The organism is Coleofasciculus sp. B1-GNL1-01 (assembly GCF_040220235.1).
Lineage (GTDB): Bacteria > Cyanobacteriota > Cyanobacteriia > Cyanobacteriales > Coleofasciculaceae > Coleofasciculus.
In genome coordinates this window covers 26,849-47,432 of the sequence record NZ_JAVJTO010000039.1, presented here as the reverse complement: position 1 = coordinate 47,432, position 20,584 = coordinate 26,849, and the positions used below count along the sequence as shown (strand labels likewise).

Annotated in this window: 15 protein-coding genes and 2 pseudogenes; 10 read left to right on the top strand and 7 right to left on the bottom strand. The window is 46.8% G+C overall.

Going from position 1 to position 20,584, the window contains the following annotated elements:
* Both RID53_RS08940 and RID53_RS08935 read left to right on the top strand, forming a co-directional pair.
* Nucleotides 1–948, top strand: coding sequence for a hypothetical protein (locus RID53_RS08940; protein WP_446387774.1), 948 nt, complete (start codon nt 1–3; stop codon nt 946–948).
* Between the two features lie 351 nt (nt 949–1,299).
* A complete protein-coding gene (locus tag RID53_RS08935; RefSeq protein ID WP_446387773.1) occupies nt 1,300–3,192 on the top strand; it encodes a tetratricopeptide repeat protein in 1,893 nt (630 codons plus the stop codon).
* A 117-nt stretch (nt 3,193–3,309) separates the two neighbouring features.
* Here the strand turns inward: RID53_RS08935 and RID53_RS08930 are convergent, their stop codons facing one another.
* Complete coding sequence (locus RID53_RS08930; RefSeq protein ID WP_446387772.1) at nt 3,310–3,819, bottom strand: DUF4149 domain-containing protein; 510 nt, start codon at nt 3,817–3,819, stop codon at nt 3,310–3,312.
* Between the two features lie 269 nt (nt 3,820–4,088).
* On the opposite strand from RID53_RS08930, the gene RID53_RS08925 reads away from it, so the two are divergent.
* From RID53_RS08925 to RID53_RS08905, 5 genes are all read left to right on the top strand, one after another.
* Nucleotides 4,089–7,517 (top strand): DUF4347 domain-containing protein, encoded by a 3,429-nt coding sequence (locus RID53_RS08925; protein WP_446387771.1) that lies wholly within the window; start codon nt 4,089–4,091, stop codon nt 7,515–7,517.
* A 34-nt stretch (nt 7,518–7,551) separates the two neighbouring features.
* Entirely contained in the window at nt 7,552–8,442 is an 891-nt protein-coding gene (gene crtA / locus RID53_RS08920) for a cyanoexosortase A (RefSeq protein WP_446387770.1), read from the top strand.
* A complete protein-coding gene (locus RID53_RS08915; protein WP_446387769.1) occupies nt 8,442–8,651 on the top strand; it encodes a hypothetical protein in 210 nt (69 codons plus the stop codon). The genes crtA and RID53_RS08915 overlap by 1 nt, the downstream gene beginning before the upstream one ends.
* 312 nt (nt 8,652–8,963) lie before the next feature.
* The gene (hpsJ-A, locus tag RID53_RS08910) at nt 8,964–9,710 is read left to right on the top strand and encodes an HpsJ-like protein, cyanoexosortase A-associated (RefSeq protein ID WP_446387768.1); all 747 of its coding nucleotides are present in this window, start codon (nt 8,964–8,966) and stop codon (nt 9,708–9,710) included.
* Nucleotides 9,711–11,192: 1,482 nt separating this feature from the next.
* Nucleotides 11,193–11,816 (top strand): PEP-CTERM sorting domain-containing protein, encoded by a 624-nt coding sequence (locus RID53_RS08905; RefSeq protein ID WP_446387767.1) that lies wholly within the window; start codon nt 11,193–11,195, stop codon nt 11,814–11,816.
* A 377-nt stretch (nt 11,817–12,193) separates the two neighbouring features.
* Here RID53_RS08905 and RID53_RS08900 read toward each other — a convergent pair whose 3' ends face one another.
* Nucleotides 12,194–12,535, bottom strand: a complete 342-nt coding sequence (locus RID53_RS08900; RefSeq protein WP_446387766.1) for a GAF domain-containing protein — start codon at nt 12,533–12,535, stop codon at nt 12,194–12,196.
* On the opposite strand from RID53_RS08900, the gene RID53_RS08895 reads away from it, so the two are divergent.
* From RID53_RS08895 to RID53_RS08885, 3 genes are all read left to right on the top strand, one after another.
* A complete protein-coding gene (locus tag RID53_RS08895) occupies nt 12,425–12,874 on the top strand; it encodes a hypothetical protein (protein WP_446387765.1) in 450 nt (149 codons plus the stop codon). The two genes, RID53_RS08900 and RID53_RS08895, sit on opposite strands and share 111 nt — an antisense overlap.
* Nucleotides 12,875–13,242: 368 nt before the next feature.
* The gene (locus tag RID53_RS08890) at nt 13,243–13,524 is read left to right on the top strand and encodes a UPF0175 family protein (protein ID WP_446387764.1); all 282 of its coding nucleotides are present in this window, start codon (nt 13,243–13,245) and stop codon (nt 13,522–13,524) included.
* Nucleotides 13,508–13,987, top strand: a complete 480-nt coding sequence (locus RID53_RS08885) for a DUF3368 domain-containing protein (protein ID WP_446387763.1) — start codon at nt 13,508–13,510, stop codon at nt 13,985–13,987. The genes RID53_RS08890 and RID53_RS08885 overlap by 17 nt, the downstream gene beginning before the upstream one ends.
* A gap of 652 nt (nt 13,988–14,639) precedes the next feature.
* Here the strand turns inward: RID53_RS08885 and RID53_RS08880 are convergent.
* The 5 genes and pseudogenes from RID53_RS08880 to RID53_RS08860 form a co-directional block, all read right to left on the bottom strand.
* Complete coding sequence (locus RID53_RS08880; RefSeq protein ID WP_446387762.1) at nt 14,640–15,140, bottom strand: hypothetical protein; 501 nt, start codon at nt 15,138–15,140, stop codon at nt 14,640–14,642.
* Between the two features lie 131 nt (nt 15,141–15,271).
* Entirely contained in the window at nt 15,272–15,580 is a 309-nt protein-coding gene (locus tag RID53_RS08875; protein ID WP_446387761.1) for a helix-turn-helix domain-containing protein, read from the bottom strand.
* Nucleotides 15,577–15,720 (bottom strand): annotated as a pseudogene (locus RID53_RS08870) (type II toxin-antitoxin system RelE/ParE family toxin); the annotation flags it as partial. The gene RID53_RS08875 and the pseudogene RID53_RS08870, both read right to left, overlap by 4 nt.
* 281 nt (nt 15,721–16,001) lie before the next feature.
* Nucleotides 16,002–20,213: pseudogene (locus tag RID53_RS08865) on the bottom strand (tetratricopeptide repeat protein).
* 24 nt (nt 20,214–20,237) lie between these two features.
* Nucleotides 20,238–20,555 carry a hypothetical protein gene (locus RID53_RS08860; protein WP_446387760.1) on the bottom strand — a complete coding sequence of 106 codons (318 nt, stop codon included), beginning with the start codon at nt 20,553–20,555 and terminating at the stop codon, nt 20,238–20,240.
* Between the last annotated feature and the right edge of the window lie 29 nt (nt 20,556–20,584).

Below are 20,584 nucleotides of genomic sequence, written 5' to 3'. Positions count from 1 at the left end.
ATGGATTTAGAAATGGTACTCAATGAACTCTCCTTTCAGACTCCCGTTTCTGATCAGCAAACAGCACGGCAATTAATGTCAGATCTGATTGGTACTATCCGCCAAGCAACTGCAAGTGGCGTGAAGCGAGTACTTCGTACTTCAGAAGATATTAATACTATCGAACTCGCACCGGGCTATCCTGTAGCTCGTTGGCGTAACGATAAAGAAGTTAATCGAGAAAAGCGTAGTTTTTTCAGAACTCTTACATCAAAAGCACCCTTCTGGACTGATGTTGCTGAAGAAATTAAAAATGACTTTGATTTATCTCAGGTTTGGCATCAAGGAAAGGAAGCAAGAGGACTGGGTTTTGCTGTAGTCATTGATGCACTTACAGTGAGCTTGATTTCGGAAACCTGCTGGGATTGCAGCCGCTTAGAGTTGGAAATAAGACGTCTTGATGCAAATGAAGATTTAATTGATGAACGACTAGAAATTGTCCACGCCAGTCGTAGTAATCACGTTCAGGAACATGCTGAGTGGATTACCAACCGTATCCGATCAACAGTGCGTGATGGGCTAGAACTCTGGAATCGTAAAGATGAATTATTTCCAAATCTGATATTCTGCGAAGCTGTTGGTAAGCAATTACAGAGTCTTAAGAATCCGATATTGCAGCTTATTAAGAATCGATTGTCAGAACTTGAAGACTACTGCAAGACTTGGACAGAAGAAGCGTTTGAACCAAATAGTCTTAGAAATGTTTCTCCAGAAAGCCAAGTCACACTTCAGAATCCAAAGTACAGTAAGGAAAGAATGTTTCTTTGCCCAGATGGTAAAGAGCGAGTTTTTAGTTGGCACGCTAAATTATCTTTTGGTTGGCGAATTTATTTCTTTCCGACTGAGGATAAGATGATAATCATCGGTTATGTTGGCTCTCACCTTCGCACTGTGAAATATTCTAATTAATCTCACCACGATTTCATCCCACTGGTGATCGCTCTATAAGTTTTTAGCTAGAGGAAGAGGTGATAACTTGGTCACCCTCCACTAACGTAAGTACTACCTCCTCCAATGATCGCGTCTGGGTAATTGAGTTTGTCTGTCAATAGGAGCCAATGACAAATGATGATGGTTGCGTCGCTAAAAAACAGTCTACGCTCTCTTTAGGAATAACTACTTCTTAAACTTCTGCTAAGATATTACGGATTTATTAAGCAAAAGTAGTATATAAACAAAGAACTTGATAAAGTTATACATTATTTAAACTATCAACAGAGTTATTCTCGTTGATGGTATCTTGAGGTTTGAGGAGTCAATATGTCAAAAATCCCAGTTCAGATAAGTGTAGCCTTAGCGACATTGATGACTGGTGGAATCGCCAGTGCGACGGTGCAAACCCCGATTGAACCCATGGAGTTCGATCGCACTCCCACTACGATGCCGATCGCACAAGCTCAACTGCTGGATCAATTATGGCAACAGGTGAGCCAGTTACGGGGTGTGGGTAAATATCGTGAGGCGATCGCCATCCTAGATCGGATTGTGCAAATTCAGCCAGAGGCGTTCTTGGCGTGGTATTGGCGCGGCGAGATATTCAGCAGTTGGGGACAGTATGAAAGCGCGATCGCATCCTACGATGAAGCAATTCGACTTCAACCTAATTATCTTTTAGCTCAGTATCAGAAAGGACAAGCCTTATACGAACTTCAACGCTATCAGGCGGCGGTTAATACTTGGCAACAAACCTTAACCTTAAACGCCGAATCGGAGTATGAACAAACCTTAATCACTACAGTCATACCCAAGCAAATTGCCCAAGTGCTGTCTTATGAGTTGCGAGAGTATAATCAGGCGCTCTCCATCTATGACCAACTTTTGCAAACGAATGAGCAGATGGCGTCAGTGTGGGTAGAACGCGCCGCTGCATTGTATAAACTGGAACGGTATCAAGATGCTGTCGCGAGTTGTGATAAAGCCTTAGAAATTGAACCGCGAAACGCCCTCGCCTGGAAACGACGGGGATTAGCACTCTATCAATTAGAACGTTATGAGCAAGCGATCGCGTCTTTAGAACGAGCGGCGAGTTATGATGCAACCGATTTAGAAGTAACCACCTTACTCTCGATTCTTACCACCTCCGGCGAATCGACAACTGAAGTCCGTAGCACCCAACAGCGACTCGTGGCGTTGCAATCTGAGATTCGCACCGCTGAAGCTCGATTAGAGGAATTGCGGAGTGAACGCCAAACTGTAACCGCCCAATTCGAGTCCTCTCAAACCTCTGTACGCCAATCGCAACAGCGATTAGTCGCTCTGCGGGAAGAAATTCAAACCGCCCAAGCTCAACTTGAATCCTCCCAAGTCGAAATCCGGGAATCTCGCCAACAGTTAGTCGCCATTCGAGAAGAAATTGAAACCGTCCAAGCTCAACTTGAATCCTCGCAAACAGCAGTGCGACAATCTCAACAACGATTAGTTGAAGTCCGAGAGGAGATTACCAGCGCCCAAGCCCAACTGACATCCCTACGCAGTGAACGCCAAAGCGTAGAAGCGAGGCTGGTGGAAGTCCGCGCAGAAATTGAGACCGCTCAAGAACGCCTGGAAGCCTCTCAAACCTCTGTGCGCCGCTCTCAACAACAGTTAGTTGAAGTCCGAGAAGAAATTAGTACCGCTCAGGTAGAACTCGAATCACGCCAAAATGAACGGCAAAGCTTAGAAGCCCAACTGGTGGAAGTCCGCGCAGAAATTGAGACCTCTCAAGAACGCCTAGAAGCCTCTCAAACCTCTGTGCGACGCTCTCAACAACGGTTAGTTGAAGTTCGAGAAGAGGTTAGCAGCGCCGAAGCCAGAGTTGAGTCGCTACAGAGTGAACGGCAAAGTTTAGAAGCACAACTGGTTGAGGTACGTGGTGAAATCGAAACCGCTCAAGAACGCCTAGAAGTCTCTCGCCGTGAATTCAGCACCGTACAACAGCGTTTAAGTACACTGCAAGCGGAAATCCAAACCACAGAACAACAAATCGCGACGGCTCGAACTGAACTGCGTCAGTTAGAAGAGCGAAAGACAGTAGAAACTGAAACCTTGCAGACTCTGCAAGTTCAATATTGTGGTTTGCAAGAAGATTTAAGTGAATTAGAAGTCGCCATACGTCGAATTCGGGGAGAGTCCGCTGGAGCCGTTCAACGTTGTCGATTGTCGAACGTCGAATAATATCGGTTGTAGGGGCGCAAGCCTTGCGCCCATCAAGCTGTCCAATTTAGTCCACAACCAACAGTAGGGGTACGACACGTCGTACCCCTACAGATGTTGATTCAATGGTATAACCTATTAAGCAATTTCTCGCGAATCGTGATAACACCAAGCCAGTACAGTTGCACCGACAATTAACTTAATCGCTTCTAGGAACCAATATCCTTCATGCATCTCAACCATTCCACTTGGCATACCCGTTGCTGGCGCAAACAGATTCAGTTGCATCGCTAGAGCGCTCATCTGGGGCGTCATGATGTAGGTATTAATGAGAGCAATTGCTAACAGAAGCCCAGATAATAGGATCGACCAGCGTCGGACATGATGATAGAGATTAGATGTGCCACGTATTGCCAAAAGGCTGGTTAAAACTAAAGCGGCACAGAGTAACTCGATCCGATTAAACATCCAGAAAATCGAATAACCCGCACTAGCAAAACTGGCGTCGTTCAACATTCCAGCCGTTCCCAGAGTGGGCATGATCACGAAGTCTAGAATAAAGCTACTACTTAACCACAGACCCAAGACAAACAGAGCAATCGTTTGCCAGGTGGGTCGCTTTGCGCTAGTCCCTAAAATAGCATTCATAATTTTTCCTTGAATTCCTCTGTTATTTTTAGCTTAACCAAGATCAGAGCAAAAAAATGTAAAATATTCTTGCGAAGCACTCGCGATAATGTTGCGTTTTTTTAAGTTTTCATTTGTTATTTGTCATTCGTTAGGAGACAAGGAAGGCGGGGCGGGTTTAGTTACATCTGGGTGAGGGAAGCAACGATAGTAGTGAAACCCGCCCCTACACACTTTCCTAATGCCTCAGGCTAGATTGGAGTGGCAATGGCGATGATAGGGTGCAGCAGATGGAATTGATAGAACCAGGAACAGGGTTGATCATATCCGCTGAGGCGGACAGGGTATCGGGATACTCAGAGGGACTAGGGTTTAATCAAATCGAGGGAGTCAATGGGAGACCAAACCGCGATCGCAGTCTTGTCGGTGAGGCGTATATCCCAGAGTTACAGCCACTTCCAGATAGTCCGGTGATTGACGTTGAAGCGGCAGTTCCGTTACTAGAACGCCGCTTATCTAGCGTAGACTCTCCAGAGACATTAAACCCTGAATCAGAGAATGCGACAGGGCGAGATCTCCTCACCGGATTGGATTTTGGAAACGCCCACAACGGTACTTTAGTATTCGTAGATGCTGGGATTGCAGACGCTGAAACCTTAGTGGCTGGGGTTGTCCCGGGGGCTGAAGTAGTCATGCTGACACCGGATCAGGATGGAGTTAGCCAAATTACTCAGGTATTGGCACAACGTCAAGGACTCTCCAGTGTTCAGATTATCTCTCATGGGATGTCGGCTGGGTTGCAATTAGGCGCAGGAGAGTTGAACCTGGATACGCTGAATAGGTATACCAATCAGTTGCAAACCTGGGCAGGGGCATTAACACCGGAGGCTGATATCCTGTTCTATGGCTGTAATCTGGCAGCAACCGCCTCAGGACAGCAGTTCATCGAACGGGTGAGTCAGTTGACAGGGGCAGATGTCGCCGCCTCTAGCGATCGCACGGGAAGTGCAGCCCTGGGCGGTGACTGGGAGTTGGAGGTATTCCAGGGAACGATTGAATCTGATGTGGCGTTGCATCAGTGGGCGCAGTCGGCGTATCAGGCGGTACTGGATGCGGTGGATAATAATCTCACGGTTAATAGTGCCAGTTTTTTGGGGGGAAGTGGGGATGACAGTGGTAATGCGGTGGAAATTGCCCCCGACAGAACCATTGTGATTGGCGGAAATTTTGATATAACACCGACTGAGAGTTTAGCAGAGGGACAGGGGACAGTTATCCGTTTGGATTCGACGGGACAAACCAGACTATCAGTTACTCAGGTGGGTGCTGATGTGGATGACTTGGATCTCAATCGTAATAATGGCAACATCACCGTTGTCGGTGACTTTGGTGTCAAAACTCTTAACAGTGACGCCAGTCAGGTTCTCTGGAGTGCCAATCCCGGTAGCGCCCAACGAGTCGCGGTGGCGGCGCAGGGTCAAGTTGCTGTCCTCGCAGATAAACAGGTGACGGTTTATAATCCCCAGGGGACTGCCATCGGGGATTTTACTGTAGCCGGAACCCGGATTGAAGATGTGGCAATTGACAGTAATACCTCATCGGTATTTGTCACCGGATATCGACAGGTAAGTACCAATTTACAGCTTCCCTTACTCCGCAGCTATAGTTACACGGGTGAGATTAACTGGGAAAATTATAATTTTTCTGCCAATGAAGCCGCCGGAGAGAATTTAGGCGCAGATACGCGCGGGTTACGGGTAGCCATTGGACAAGATAATCAGCTTTACTTTGCAGGTAGCTTGGATGGCGGGAATAGTGTTTTTCAACGCGATCCCCAAACTATCAGCCAATCGGCTGGTAATGTGAATATCGACAACTACACAAACACCTCGAATAGTGGTGGCGGGAAATTTGCCTATTTTGCCCGCATGAATCCGGCGACAGGAACTTTGGATCAGGGTCAGATTTTCCTCACTCGCCGTTCCAATGGGGAAGGGAATTCGTTTACAGTTAATGCAATTACGGCGGATGCTAATGGCAGAGTGTATATTGGGGGTCAAGCGGCGGCGTCTTTACCCAATCGCGACGAGTTGCAAATTAATGGCACTGCTGTAGGACCCTACAGTGGCTTTGAAGGGGCGGTGATTGCCGTAAGTGAAGATTTTCAAGCTAGGGAACTGGTGGGACTTTGGTCGGGAGGTAATCCCTCGGGTTCTGAGGTGAATGGGGTGGCGGTGTTTGGAGATATCCGGGCGATGGTGTCCACAAATGCTGGTACGAATATGATTACGGTTAATCCGCTTCAGGGGACTTCGGGTGGAAGTGAGGATGCCTTTTTCTCGGTTTGGCAAAGTCCAGCGACTCCTGTTGGTAATCCACCCACAGCGATTCGTTTAGATAATCAAACGATCACTAAAAATACGTTACAGGAGAAGGTTGTAGGTCAGCTTTCGACAATTGACCCAGATACGGATGATCGCCATACTTACAGGTTAATTGATGATGCTGGAGGACGGTTTGCGATCGCCGATAATAAATTGCTCGTTGCCGATGGTGTTAACTTAGACTTTGAGACCAATCAGATTTATCAGATTACTGTCCGCAGTACCGATGCCGATGGCTTCTCTTTTGAAGAGGGCTTTGAGATTGCGATCGCGGCTGTTGATGATACCCCGACGCCTACACCTACACCGACACCTACTCTACCTGTTGGTTTAGTGGATCTGGCACAACTTGGTTCAACCCAGGGCGTTTTCCAAGTGGGTGGAACTCCCGGAGAGGCGGTGCGTTTACAGTTTGACTGGACCTTCCGAGAAGCCGAGTTTAAAAATGAAGTGGGTGTCTTGCGAGTCGATGATGCCATGGGAACGGTGAATGGCGTGCGCCCCGGTGATCCCGGATATGCCCAGCAAGCCTTAACCCGTGCCGAACGCCAGGTATTATTTGCCCGAGGTGAGACTGTGGGTAAGGGTGTGGATTTAAGCCTCCAGGCGGGAGACTATTGGGTGTTTTATTTGATTCAGGATAGTACCCGGGCAGACTGGCTAGCCGAGAATCCGGACAATCGTCTGGATGGGGAAACCATTGCCTTTTTCTCCGTCACGGCGGCAAATCCGGATCAGTTTAACCATGTTCAACGTACCGAGTTGGGGGATGGGATGGTGCAACTGGCTTGGGAAGATCTCACGGGTGGAGGCGATCAAGATTTTAATGATGTTGTCTTCAACGTAGGTAACGCCGATTGGACGGTTCCAGGGGATTTGGGTGAGATGAGATCCCTGATTGTCAACTGGATGGCACAAGATAACCCGATCAGTCATGAACTGGGTTTATTTTTGTTTGATCAGCCCAATGGACAAATCGGTAATTTATTCCCCGGTGATCCGGGTTATGCTGTAGCTGCCCTGTCTCAGGCGAATCGCCAGGTTATCGTTGCACCAACAGAGACGGGAAATGGGCAACGGACACTGAATGTGGAGGGCGATCGCGTTTTCGGATGGTATTTGATCCAAAACGGCACAACCGAACAGTTTTTACGGGAGAATCCCGACAATTTACTGGGGAATTCGCCCTTAGCCTTTTTCTCATTCATTGCTGCGAACCCCAATGGCAGGGATAATTTCTGGCGACTGTCCCCGAATGAATTTGCCTGGGAAGACCTGACAAACGATAGTGATATCGACTTTAATGATGTAATGATAGGCATTCAGTTTGGCTAATTTTCTCTCTCATCGTTTCTACCGATAAAGCACCATGAAAGCGACCTCTCTCACACCCCTGCAACGATTAAAAATCCCCCCGTACTGGCTTGTTGCGATCGCGGCTGGCTTAGTTGCCATCTATATGACACTCAGTTGGAAAGCCGGAGACGAAGCCCAGCTAGGCATGAGTGTTTTGTTTTGGCTAGCGGTTGGTTCCCTACTTTGGGGTAAACGCCATGAGTTAAACCTGGATAGTGAAGTTCTCCCTAGCATTGTTGGGGCGCTAGTCATTGGTTTTGTCCTGTGGTATAGCGCCGACATCAGTGGGTTGAAGCTAACCAATAACAATGTGCAAAGGCTGGCACCATTACTGCGCCTGCTGCCGTTTATTTCTGCCATTGGTGTGGCGTTACTTGCCTCTGGGTTTAAAGGATTCAAACAATACTGGCAAGAAGTAACGATTCTGTTTTTTCTCGGTGGACCGGCGACAATTGCCTCATTTATACCGGATATCTCGCCAATCACGGCTATATTTTCGGCGTTCATGCTGCACTATATGGGCTTTCAGGTCGATCTGTACGATAAGGTCTTTATTAATCTACCCGAAGGTGGCGTTAAGGTGTATCATGGCTGTTCCGGTATGGAAGCGATGACGTATGTGCTGGGACTATCGGTGATTTGCCTAATTATGTTTCCCATCAGTCGCCGCAAGCAGTATTTCGTGCCACTCGTGGCGTTGGTTGTCGGATTTGTCGTCAATAGCTTCCGGGTGGCGTTGATGGCGGTGCTGGCAAATGCCCAAAATATGGAAGCCTTTAAATACTGGCATGAAGGTGAAGGTTCTCTACTCTTCGGTATGATTGCGGTGATGGTTTTCGGCGTGTTTTATTGGTTTCTGCTGCGGCTGGAGGACACGAGTTCTCCGGAGGCTGAGGAGGCATAATGTCCTGGAAACAGGTGCGGATTTTTGTGTTAGCGCTGATTTTTGGAGCCGTTCTCGTGGTGTTGCTGAAAGTCATTCTGGCAACTCTGGCTGAGAAGGGGAAAGGAAAGTCAGCGACTAGGCTTCCCAGGGTTGAGTCCCTGACATTGCCGCTGTCGGTAGAGATGGGCTACGGCGCGTCTTTACAGTCGGAAGCTGGCATGAATTGAAATTGTGTATAGGTAGTGAGCAAGATGCAAAGCCTGCGGCATAGCTTCGCTAAACACACTACAAGGATTTCCCAATTCTTGGCATTCTGGTTTAAATGCCGAACAACTTACCCCTCATAATTGAGACAATCTGTTTCCAGAGGTAGGGAAAAAGAGATAATCTATTGAACGTTAAACGTCATTAGTCTGCTAACTAATGAATTAGTTTTGATCATTATGTCGGACATAAGAGGTAGTCTGCTTCTCAAGGGGGCAAGTATGACAAATGACATAAGACTAATGACGAATGACAAATAACCGATAATTAAAACCATGACGCAATCAGAAGAAAAAGATAAATTTGTTCCCGCGATCGACCAACTGTGGAAGTTTAGCGCTGGTTTATCCAAGTCCATTGGAGTGGTGCGGTGGGTAGGCTATGGGTTATTAGTGTTGGCATTTTTCGATGTCGTAGAGATATTTGTACCTCCAGTTTTGATGAATCCCGCTTGGGAGTTCCAGACTATCGGACAATTGGTGGAACGGGTTCCTGTACCGTTGCTGGGATTGGCGCTGGTGTTTCTAGGCGAACGAGATCAACGCACCAGATGGGAACCTTTAGTACTGAATATTTTGTCCTGGCTGGCTTTGCTGGTGGGGGTTTTGTTCTTTTTACTGGTTCCTTTGGGTGTGGTGAACACAATCCGACTAGACACGCGGAACACGAATGACATTACTCGGCAAGTTGAACAGCGACAGGAGCAGATTCAACAGGTGAGAGAGGCGCTAGGACAAGCGACGACTGTAGAACAGATGCAGTTTCTGATTAGTCAATTGGATAGTCAAGGGCGCACGCCACAGATTCAAGGTACTGAGCAGTTAGCTGAGGTGAAGGAGCAGCTTTCGACATTTTTGGAACAGGGTGAGACGCGGATGCAGGAGGAAGCTCAATCCCAGAAGAAGTCTCGGCGCTTGCGATTGTTGGAAAATTCGGTGAAGTGGAATTTGGGCGCTTTGGTGTCTGCGGCGTTGTTTATTAGTGTCTGGCGCTTAACCGGTTGGGCAAGACGTAGCGATTAGAAACCCAAGCAATACCTTGACTCTACCCCACCCTAACCCTCCCCTTACCAAGGGGAGGGAACATTTCCCCCCAAAGCACCGGGGGGATTAAGGGGGGTTAAGATTAATACCGAGTTGCGCTCAAACATAGTAGATAGGAAAAGCCGGGGGAGCAGGGGAAGCAGGGGGAGGGAAAGTTATATCTTTAGAATGCAACTTGGTATAAGGCGACGAAATTCCCTACTCTTTTCCTACTTGCCCCACCCCAACACTTAATTCAGCAGCGTCTAATCCTCAAAACCTCATTATATCTAGTTTTCAGCCGACATAATGTCGCCATTTTTACCGTATTTTCACGGGAATCTCCGACATCTTCATCAAAACTTTAAATATTCATCACGGAATTTCCGGATATCTTCATCGAAGCTTTACAGACATATCTCGGAGTTTACCCTATATTTAACGGTAGAGCGAATTCAATGAAGCTCAAAGCCTTATCTGGCAAAGAATTCAAGGAATTTGCTCACATCTTGCAATTATATAACTCTCGAATTGAGTTAATTAGTCCTAAGGAGTACATTACATGAAATTTTCTTCTCTCGTTCCTTCTGTTTGTCTAGCAGAGGGGGTAATTTTTTGTCATTCGTCCTTTGTCATTTGTCCTTGGTTGTTATAGAACGTTATTAAGATATAGCAACCGTCATAGTGGTTAGGACACATCTTATGGTAAAGATGTTCCGGCGTAACGTCTCTACAACAGTTCGCTTGTCCTAATCGATGTATCTACTGCTATAACTGCTTGATGAGTTACTCGAAGGATTCCACATCCAGAACGACTTCTACTCAACGTTCCAATTGAGCTGGATTTTTAGTTTGTAGGGTGGGAGCAAGAGACAGAGAGAACAGTAGTGCGTTAAGCGAAGCCATGCCGCAGGCTTTGCGTCTCGCTCGCTATTTTTTTCGGGTTTCTGGTTTCAACTAAGGATTGATTGCAAGTTTAACCAAACTCTGTAGGAATCGACATCGCTTCTAGTCGAGGCTTTAGACTCAACCCCTCATAAGTCACGTCTTGAAATTGAGTAGAGGTAAGCAGTCATACATTTAAAAGGGGTATTAGTAGTGAGCAAGGGTATTAGTAGTGAGCAAGATGCTCACACTACAAGGATTTCATCCTTATTGATATTAAGGTTTAAATGCCGAACAGCTTAGTCTTCCTTGGTCAAAAAAGCATTCTGTGCTTCTTATTTAGGGCGATTTTTCTTCAAAATGAGACAAATTCGGAGGATTGCTCAAAACTCTAAAACCCTTATCCAATAAAGACTTGAGCCTTATTGGGATTAATCTTTATAGAAAGTTTACACAAATTAACTTATTCTTCATTGCCACTTTACCCAACACCTAAGTGAAGTCCCTTATAGTGTGAATATAGAAAAGCAAACACGCCGAAGCAAATAAGTCCAAACGCTTCAGCAATCGAGTTATCTAGTCCTAAGGAGTACTTACATGAAATTCTCTTCTCTCGTTCCCTCTGTTGTCGCCGCTGCTGGTGTTGTAGTTGCATCTTCAGCTTTCTCTCCTGCTCAAGCCGCCTTAACATCTTTAGGGACATGTAGCACTTCAAACTTACAAGGCGCTGAACTTTGTGAAGGTGCTTTTAAGGATAATGATTCCTCAAGCCTTGTAAATGATAATAAGCTGTTTGGTATCGATACATGGTCACAACTCTTTAAAGTAGATAGTTCTAGTGGCGTTGATGGTGGCTTGAATGTTACAGCAGATACTTATGATGAGGAGGAGGAGGAGAAGGAGGCTATATCAGGAACTTGGAGTCTGGCAGACGTTGATTTCAACACATCTAATATAATGGTTGTGCTTAAGGGCGGTCCATCCTTCAGTGCTTATAAACTGAATGGTGCTACCAGTGGTAGATGGAATACTGATGGGGTTGTAAACGGTGGTGATAACCCTGGTCCTGGTTTATCTCACGTCACTGTATATCAAGCACCCAAAGATATTCAAAATGCTGAACCTGTTCCCGAACCCCTCACCATCTTAGGTTCCGCCACGGCTCTAGGAATCGGCGGTTTGCTCAAGCGCCAACAGTCCAAAAAAAACAACAAAGCTTAATTAAGTCTCAAGTAATTCCCTCCGAGTTTACATAGTAGAAGCCCAGTAAACTCCTTCTGTCGAGTCAAGCAGAAGGGGTTATTTTTTTGTCATTCGTCCTTTGTCATTCGTCCTTTGTCATCAGTCTTGTAGGGTGGGTTAGGCGGGGATTTAATTAAGACAATAACCCTTCAGTGAAATATCCGCCGTAACCCACCAATGCATTGAATAATGATGCGTTATACAGCAGTTTGCTCTGCTATGCGGTACATTGTCGATCCCCCTAAATCCCCGTGCAATAAAAGCGAAGCATCCGCTGGCTTCCCCATGGAACAAAAAGCGAAGCATCCTTTGGTCTCCCCTTTTGAAGCTATGCATTACTCACATCTTTCTTAACATTAATTCTCTTGACAAAAGCAGTAGTTTTTGGGAAAAGTAAAAGCCTCTTTCTGGGCCCAAAGTTGTTCGTTAATAATAATTGGGACGGTGAGAATGGCTTTAACTTGAAACTGTTCGAGTAATTCTAAATGACAGGGAGTTAACCCTTGATGATAAATATTATGCGCCACCTGACGCCGCCCATTCAGATAGTCAGCGCCTTTGGTTTCTTGGAAGTAAGCATCGCGAACTTGGGAACCGAGAACCGAGGGAAAGTCACCCACCGATTCGGCTACAATCTCCCCACTCCAATCCTCAGCGAACTGATAAACCAAGACGCGATCGCAGTTCTCAAAGACCATAATGGAGATATTGAGGCATCCTTTGAGGAACTGTATTTTCAGCAACATGGTTCAATCCCGGATTTTCCCGACAAATCCCTGTGGGAAGTAACGCTGAACCAGTTGCGTCAGGAATTGTGTGGTGATGATAGCTTTCGCACTAAGGTACAGGAGTATAGCAAGAATCCCGGAAGTACACCTTTGCTGACGGGATTAATCGTGTATTTGGTGGGATTAGCTGGCTTACCCCTTGATCCTGCGATCGCCACTGTGGTGGTATTGTATATTCTCAAGATTGGCTTAAATATTTTCTGTCAATATACAGAACCCTCCGATTCCAAATCCTTACCAGGTGAGTAGGGGCGCACCGATGTGCATCCGTGTCAACTTAAGGTAGAAAACCAATGCTGGCAAGGTTTTAAACCGTGTCTATCTACTCCTCAACATTTTCCCCCTCATCCCCTAACCCCTTCTCCCACCGTGGGGAGAAGGGGAACCAGACTCTCTTACTCCCCTCTCCCCGGCGTGGGAGAGGGGCTGGGGGTGAGGGGTTTAGCTTAAGTTGACACCAATGGATATTATCGTGCCCCTACCCTATTATCTAGTATTGGTGCATCAATCCTGTTTCCGAAGCATCTGTTGGGTTGAGCGAAGTCGAAACCCAACCTACCTTAACGACTATAATTAATATAAATTCTAATAAACCAGACAGCCAAGCATTATTTAATATGCAAATTAGCCTTGAAATACCGGATGATATTGGTAATCGTTTGACAGCAAAATGGCACAATTTGCCCCAGCGCTCATTAGAAATTATGGCGGCTCAAGCCTATAAATCGGGTATCCTTACCGCAGGTGAAGTCCGACGAATGCTTAATTTACCCTCTCGTTTAGCCGTTGATGAATTTCTGAAACGAGAAGGAGCGTATCTACACTATACTGAGGCAGACCTAGAACAGGATCTTCAAGCCGTAGCCAAGGTTATCCAAACGAATGACCATTGTTTGTGATACGTCTCCACTTTGCTATTTGATTTTAATCGACCAAATCGATGTCCTGCCTCAACTTTTTGGGCGAATCAGTATTCCCCAGGCGGTACAGAATGAACTTATCGCGGAAGGTGCTTCTGTGCAAACCTGGATTGCTCAAGCACCAGACTGGCTTGATATTCATGTTGTATCTGGCGAAGCAGATCAGATGTTAGAGCGTTTAGATGTTGGTGAGACAGAGGCAATTTTGTTGGCAGAGCGTTTAGGATCGAGTTTAATTGTACTGGATGATTTAGATGCTCGACGCATAGCGACACAACGAGGATTAACGGTAACGGGATTATTAGGTGTTTTGTATCAAGCAGGAGTCCGTCAAATCATTGACTTTCCCGATACGCTTGAGCGTTTACAGCAAACCAGTTTTCGGGCATCATCAACTCTACTGAAACAATTTTTAGATCGGTATCGCAGGGGTATAGACTAGGACATTGTTGTTTTTTCTGATGTGAAGATTGCCATTGCTCTGGCTATTGTTGAAGAGGGCAATGATTCTTGTATTTTAGTCGGTTTTATTGTATCTGGTACACCTTCCTAGTTGTAGTGGCGTGGCACACCTTATTTGGTGGATTAGAATTGTAGGGGCGCACAGACGTGCGCCCGGTTTAACGATAAATCTATTCCACAATTTTAGCTGTGTCAGTCCGCCATCGTGGGGAGAGCGAAGCGTAACGCACCTTTCTATTTGTATACACATCTATTCGGACTTTCCTTTCCTGTTGTTCTAGACGTTCCGGCGGAACGTCTCTACTATGTGTCCTAACCGCTATTGTTCGGGTAACGTTTGTCGCCTTGAGACTCCACCACCACGCTTAGAGTGTCCTCCCACCACGCTCAGAGCGTCTCCCACCACGCTTAGAGCGTCCCCTCACCACGCTTAGAGCGTCCCCTCACCACGCTAGGAGCGTCTCCCACCACGCTTAGAGCGTCCCCTCACCACGCTAGGAGCGTCTCCCACCACGCTTAGAGCGTCCCCTCACCACGCTAGGAGCGTCTCCCGCCACGCTTAGAGCGTCCCCTCACCACGCTAGGAGCGTCTCCCGCCACGCTTGGAGTGTCCCATCACCACGCTCAGAGCGTCACTCATCACTCTCAGAGCTTGATTCATCTCCTGATGAACCCCCATTCCCTTTGGTTTTCACGCCTTTAAAGCGTTCCTTTAACTGCTCCGCCACGCTTTTTAAGCCCGGTGTGGTTTTCGATGCCATTTTCACGTAGTCATACACGGTTAAGCTGCTTTTCATGGCTTCACTACCGACGGCTATCAGGGTATCATCCACCTTTTCTGACAGTTGCTGGAGTCGGATGAGTAACTCGGAAAGACGCAACGCCAGTTGATAGTCGCGCTCGAATTCCTCCGTGTTGAAATTGGCGGGGAGAATGCCAGAGTTCGTTTGGGCGGCGTTGAGGCTATTGTTGACAAAGGCTAAACTTTTATCGCCCATTTTATACAGATCATGGCGTTCTTTCGGGCTGAGGTTAATCAGAAAGGGTAGCTTCTGTTCGATAGTTTGTAAGGCGGTGTTGATTTCTTCGATATCGGTGTCGGAGAGGCTGGCACTAATATTGTGATAGGACATGGTACTGTCTCCTGATGTGAAGATTGCCGTTGCCCTGGCTATTGTTGAAGAGGGCAAGGATTCTTTTATTTTAGTAGGTTTTATTGGATCTGGTTCCCCTTCCGTCCCCCTTTTAGATCCCCCTCCCGTCCCTAAGACTCGAACTGAGAAATAATCACATCTCTATCCGGGAAATGGGCAACCAGTTGGAGCGTTCCACCCAGAGCCTTAATATAGCGGTATAGAGTAGAAATTTGAATGTCCTCTTGATTTTCCAGTTTAGACAAAGTAGACTGAATAACACCAAGTTCCTCGGTCATATCTTGTTGGGTAACACCGAGAGATTGACGTAACTCGGCTAGAGTCAGAGACAACGACGCCAGTTGAGCGCGAGTTTGACTCTCGGCTAGTTGTTCAGGTGTCATTTGTTTTCTTAACTCACTGATTGGCTTTCGTTTCATATCAAACCCTCATCCGATAATTCCTGCAAAAGTTCGTCGTAGAGTAAATCGGCTTTGGGGATATTCTCGTCATACCACCGATCATTTCCCCCTTTATTACCCCCTAAAAGTAGTACAGCAACCCGACGCGGATCAAAAGCAGTTGATATTGTATCATCGCGGCAGAGTGGCAAGACAAAAGGTGTGGAATGATCGCGTCTAGGCAGAATTCCCTACAATTCACGGTGGAAAACAGGTAGGGGCGCACCGACGTGCGCCCTCTCCCGACGTGCGCCCGATTTAATCGTAAAATCTGTGCCACCATTTTAGCTGTGTCAGTCCACTAGGCGCTCATTCATCGGATTAGGGTACGGCATTGCCGTACCCCTACGACACCCAGGGAGAATTGATAGGGTAGGGGAACGATACTATCGTGCCCGTCTCAATCTGGGAGGCGTTCTAAGATTTCTCGCGCTACACCAGCCCAATAATCATCCTGATACTCTAGGAATATCTCTAAGGCTGTCTGTAAATTCACCCTCGCTTCGGCGTAGTTTTCCTGGGCTTCTGCCAGTAATCCTAATTGTCCATAAGTGCGAGCTTGAGAGTAGCGATCGCCAAATTCAATCCAAATATCCAGAGCCTGCTGATAGTATTGCTTTGCCTGCTCATACTCCCGTAACTCTACAGCAACATTTCCTAATTGTCCATAGGTGCTAGCTAGAGAGAAGCGATCGCTAAATTCAATGTAAATATCCAGAGCCTGCTGATAGTATCGCTTTGCCTGCTCATACTCCCGTAACTCTTCGGCAACCCTTCCTAACTGGTGATAGGTGTCAGCTTGTTCGTAGCGATCGCTAAATTCAATATAAATATCCAGAGCCTGCTGATAGTATCGCTTTGCCTGCTCATACTCCCGTAACTCTACAGCAACATTTCCTATTTGTCCATATGTGCTAGCTAGAGAGAAGCGATCGCTAAATTAAATGTAAATATCCTGAGCCTGCTGATAGTTTCGCTTTGCCTGCTCTTACTCCCGTAACTCTACTGCAAGATTTCCTAATTGTTCATAGGTGCTAGCTTGAGAGAAGCGATCGCTAAATTCAATATAAATATCCAGAGCCTGCTGATAGTAGTGCTTTGCCTGCTCATACTCCCGTAACTCTTGGGCAACGATTCCTAAATTGTGATAGGTGCGAGCTTGAGAGTAGCGATCGCTAAATTCATTGTAAATATCCAGAGCCTGGTGATAGTAGTGCTTTGCCTGCTCATACTCCCGTAACTCTTGGGCAACCCTTCCTAACTGGTGATAGGTGCTAGCTTGTTCGTAGCGATCGCTAAATTCAATGTAAATATCCAGAGCCTGCTGATAGTAGTGCAATGCAAGCTCATACTCCCGTAACTCTACAGCAACATTTCCTAAATTGTGATAGGTGACAGCTTGAGAGTAGCGATCGCCAAATTCCATCTTAATATCCAGAGCCTGCTGATAGTAGTGCAATGCAAGCTCATACTCCCGTAACTCTTGAGCAACCATTCCTAACTGGTGATAGGTGCGAGCTTGAGAGTAGCGATCGCTAAATTCAATGTAAATATCCAGAGCCTGCTGATAGTAGTGCAATGCAAGCTCATACTCCCCTAACGCTTGGGCAACCCTTCCTAACTGGTGATAGGGTTTGGCTTGATTGTAGTGATCGCTAAATTCAATACAAATATCCAGAGCCTGCTGATAGTATAGCTTTGCCTGCTCATACTCCCCAAACTCTTGGGCAACCCTTCCTAAATTGTGATAGATGCCAGCTTGAGAGAAGCGATCGCTAAATTCAATGTAAATATCCAGAGCCTGCTGATAGTATCGCTTTGCCTGCTCATACTTCCCTAACGCTTGGGCAACATTTCCTAACTCCTGATAGGTTTTGGCTTGATTGTAGCGATCGCCAAATTCAATAAAAATATCGAGAGCCTGGTGATAGTATTGCCTTGCCTGCTCATACTCCCGTAACTTTTGGGCAACTATTCCTAACTGGTGATAGGTGCTAGCTATGTAAAGCTGTTTCTGTCTCTCCTCTACTCCGGCAAGCTGTTGGTAAAGTTCCAGCACATACTGATAAACGGCTTTGGCTTGAGCATAATTCTGGGTTTCTAGGTAACAATAGGCTAACTTAGCCTGTGCCATGACAATTTCCCACCTAATTCTACCGGTGTGTAATGATGCCGGATATGCTGCTTGTTTCTGACAAACAAATTCTGAGAGTTTGAGATTACTCTGGATATCATTAATCTGCAAGAAGTATTGAAACAAACAGAAAAAGATATCCACCGTTTCCTGCTTCTCTAAACAGAGTTGCAGGGCATTATAGAGATTTTCATACTCCAGTTGACAGAAGACAATCCCCAATTGCCGTTTTTGCGCCTGCTTCGATTCCAGCCACTGCTGATAACCAACCGCCAACGTCAAATAGTGACGTTTAAACCCCTCCCGCAACGCTTCCCGCTTGTCTGCATCCTCTTCATTCAGCTTCATCCGCAAGAAATAAGGAAAAACCGGCTGAATCCGCAACAGTGGAGAATCTTGCTCCCCTCTCCTTGTAGGAGAGGAGCTGGGGGAGAGGTCATCTTGCTCCCCTCTCCTTGTAGGAGAGGAGCTGGGGGAGAGGTTCGACAACAACCCCCAATTAATCGCCTCTTGAATCGCCGCCTCAAACTCCTCAAACGGATAATCCTGAAACGGGGCTAACTGCTGCAACTCATTCACATAATTCCCCATCCCATCCCGCCAAATAAACCCACTAAACGGCGCTAAACACAACAACAACTGCTGCGCCGCCGCCGACAAATTCCGATGGGAATAGTCCACACATTGAACAATACTCTCCGTCTTATCCTCACTCCCCGAATCCAACCCAATATCCGCCCTCTCCAACCCCTCAACAATCTCCGCCGGGGATTGCTGCTTCAGATTCGCCAACACTACCTCCATCGCCAAAGGATACCCCGCCAAGAGTTTCATTAATCGGATAAACGCTGCATCTTCCCGTATCTTGGGAATCGCCTTTGCGGGTAAGTACCGTTCTAATATCTTTTGCGCCAACTCTGAACGCGCCTGAACATCTAATCCCTGTAACGGATACACATTATCGCCAAATGTCCCTTGTAACCACTCCTCGCCACTGCGGGAACCCAACACCACCCGCGTTTTCCCACCCACTAATCGGCTGAGAAAGTCCTGGATTTCCTGTCGCTTAGTCTTGGATAACGTATGTTTAATCGCCAACCGTTTCCCCGTCACCGATTCCAAGTTATCCAAAATCAGGATATGAGTCTCCGTTTTCAGTTTATCTGCCAATTTCTGCACCTGCGCCGCCTGATTCATCGCCTGAAATCGGCTGAACTCGAACTTATCATAAACCTGCTTACCAATCTCCCGCAGGATTTGCTTTAATGTCCAGGCTTTTATGTCATAACCAAAATAAAAGATGGCTTCAGCAAAATGAGTCGTTTGCCACCATTCCTGTAAATAAAGTAGGAGGGTAGTTTTCCCGGTTCCCCCCATCCCCCGCAACAGTAAAATAGGATGGCGCAGCAACGCCTTTTCTATCTTGAGAATCTCCAAATCCCGCCCCACAAACCCATAAGTGGGTGGAGTAAACTGATACTGCTGCTGACGCGCGGCATAATAATCTTCTTCTTCCTGAGGCGTAAACTCCCGTAAATTCAGATTAACGGGTTGATTGGTATAAACCACAGGTAAAAGCCAGTCTTCTAAGTCGATGGTTTGGTTATAATAGGCTTTACGTTTTTTATCGTTGTAGAGTTCGCGGCGTCCCAGTCGTAAAGCTTCCCGAATCGTCTTTTCGGCAAATACCTGTTTATAAACCGTTTCCATTAACAACGAAGCCGCCGTTACGGTTACCGAATAGCCCATCGCCACCACCATCTGCATCCCCGCCGCCATCAGGCGACTGCCTAAACTGGTTTCACGGGCATCATCAAGAACCCCTCCCTCTGCTCCCCCAGCTCCCCCAGCTCCCCCAGCTTCCCCAGCTCCCCCCGATTCATCAGCCGGAAAAGAGGTTGGGGGGTTAGGTCTTTCCTTCCCCGATTGACAAGCATTTAAAATACAAACCGGAATCCCCTTTCCGGTCAACAAATCCGCCAACTCCGACGCCTCCACCGGATCAGCTTTTCCCTGAGTTTCCCCCTCCAAAAACAGAAACGCCTTCACCCCTTGATATGGATCAATATCCTCTCGCCCCCACCGCGCTTGAAACAGATACCGCTTCCGTTTTATCCCCTTCTGCAATTGCTCATAACTCATCAACGAGCCATGGGCGTCAAAATGAATAATATGATAATATCCCGCCCCTTTCTCCTCCAACTGTTTCGATAACGCTTTGTATGTAGCCGGACGCAATAACTCCACATTCACCCGTAACTTTGCCGTCTCAATCGCTTCAATTAACGGGCGGGAAATGGTACGATAACCAACATCCCTTTCTTCATCCGGTCGTGCTGTTACCAAGAGTAAATTAATCACCGGAAACGGTGGCATACTTGCCCCAATCGGAACGGGTTTCGTATGTTTCCTTAGCATCAGACAATCCACCGCCAGGGGACGCGGTAAATCCGGATCACGCAGGGCTTCCCAATGCAGCGCTTGAAACTCTGGCGTCTGGCTTTAAATCTCTATTTGTAGCTGACTTAAATTCCCCCGGATTTGCCGATACTCGCTATAGGCATCAATATTAGTTCTAAATACCTGCTCAAATAATTGTTCCCCGTAACCCTTAACCGATTCCTTCGCCTGTTCCGCCTTCACTGTTCCCAATTGGGGAAACACCAACCATTCCTCAAAATACCATTCCAGATTCTGTTCTTGTTTGGGGGTGAAGGGGTCAGTAATTGCGATCGGATAATTGACCCGCCGATCAAAACTAAGAGTCGCCGTAAATCCGCTATCGGTTGACTGATGTTCGCGAATGGTAATGGTTGTCATTTGTCATTCGTCATTCGTCATTCGTCATA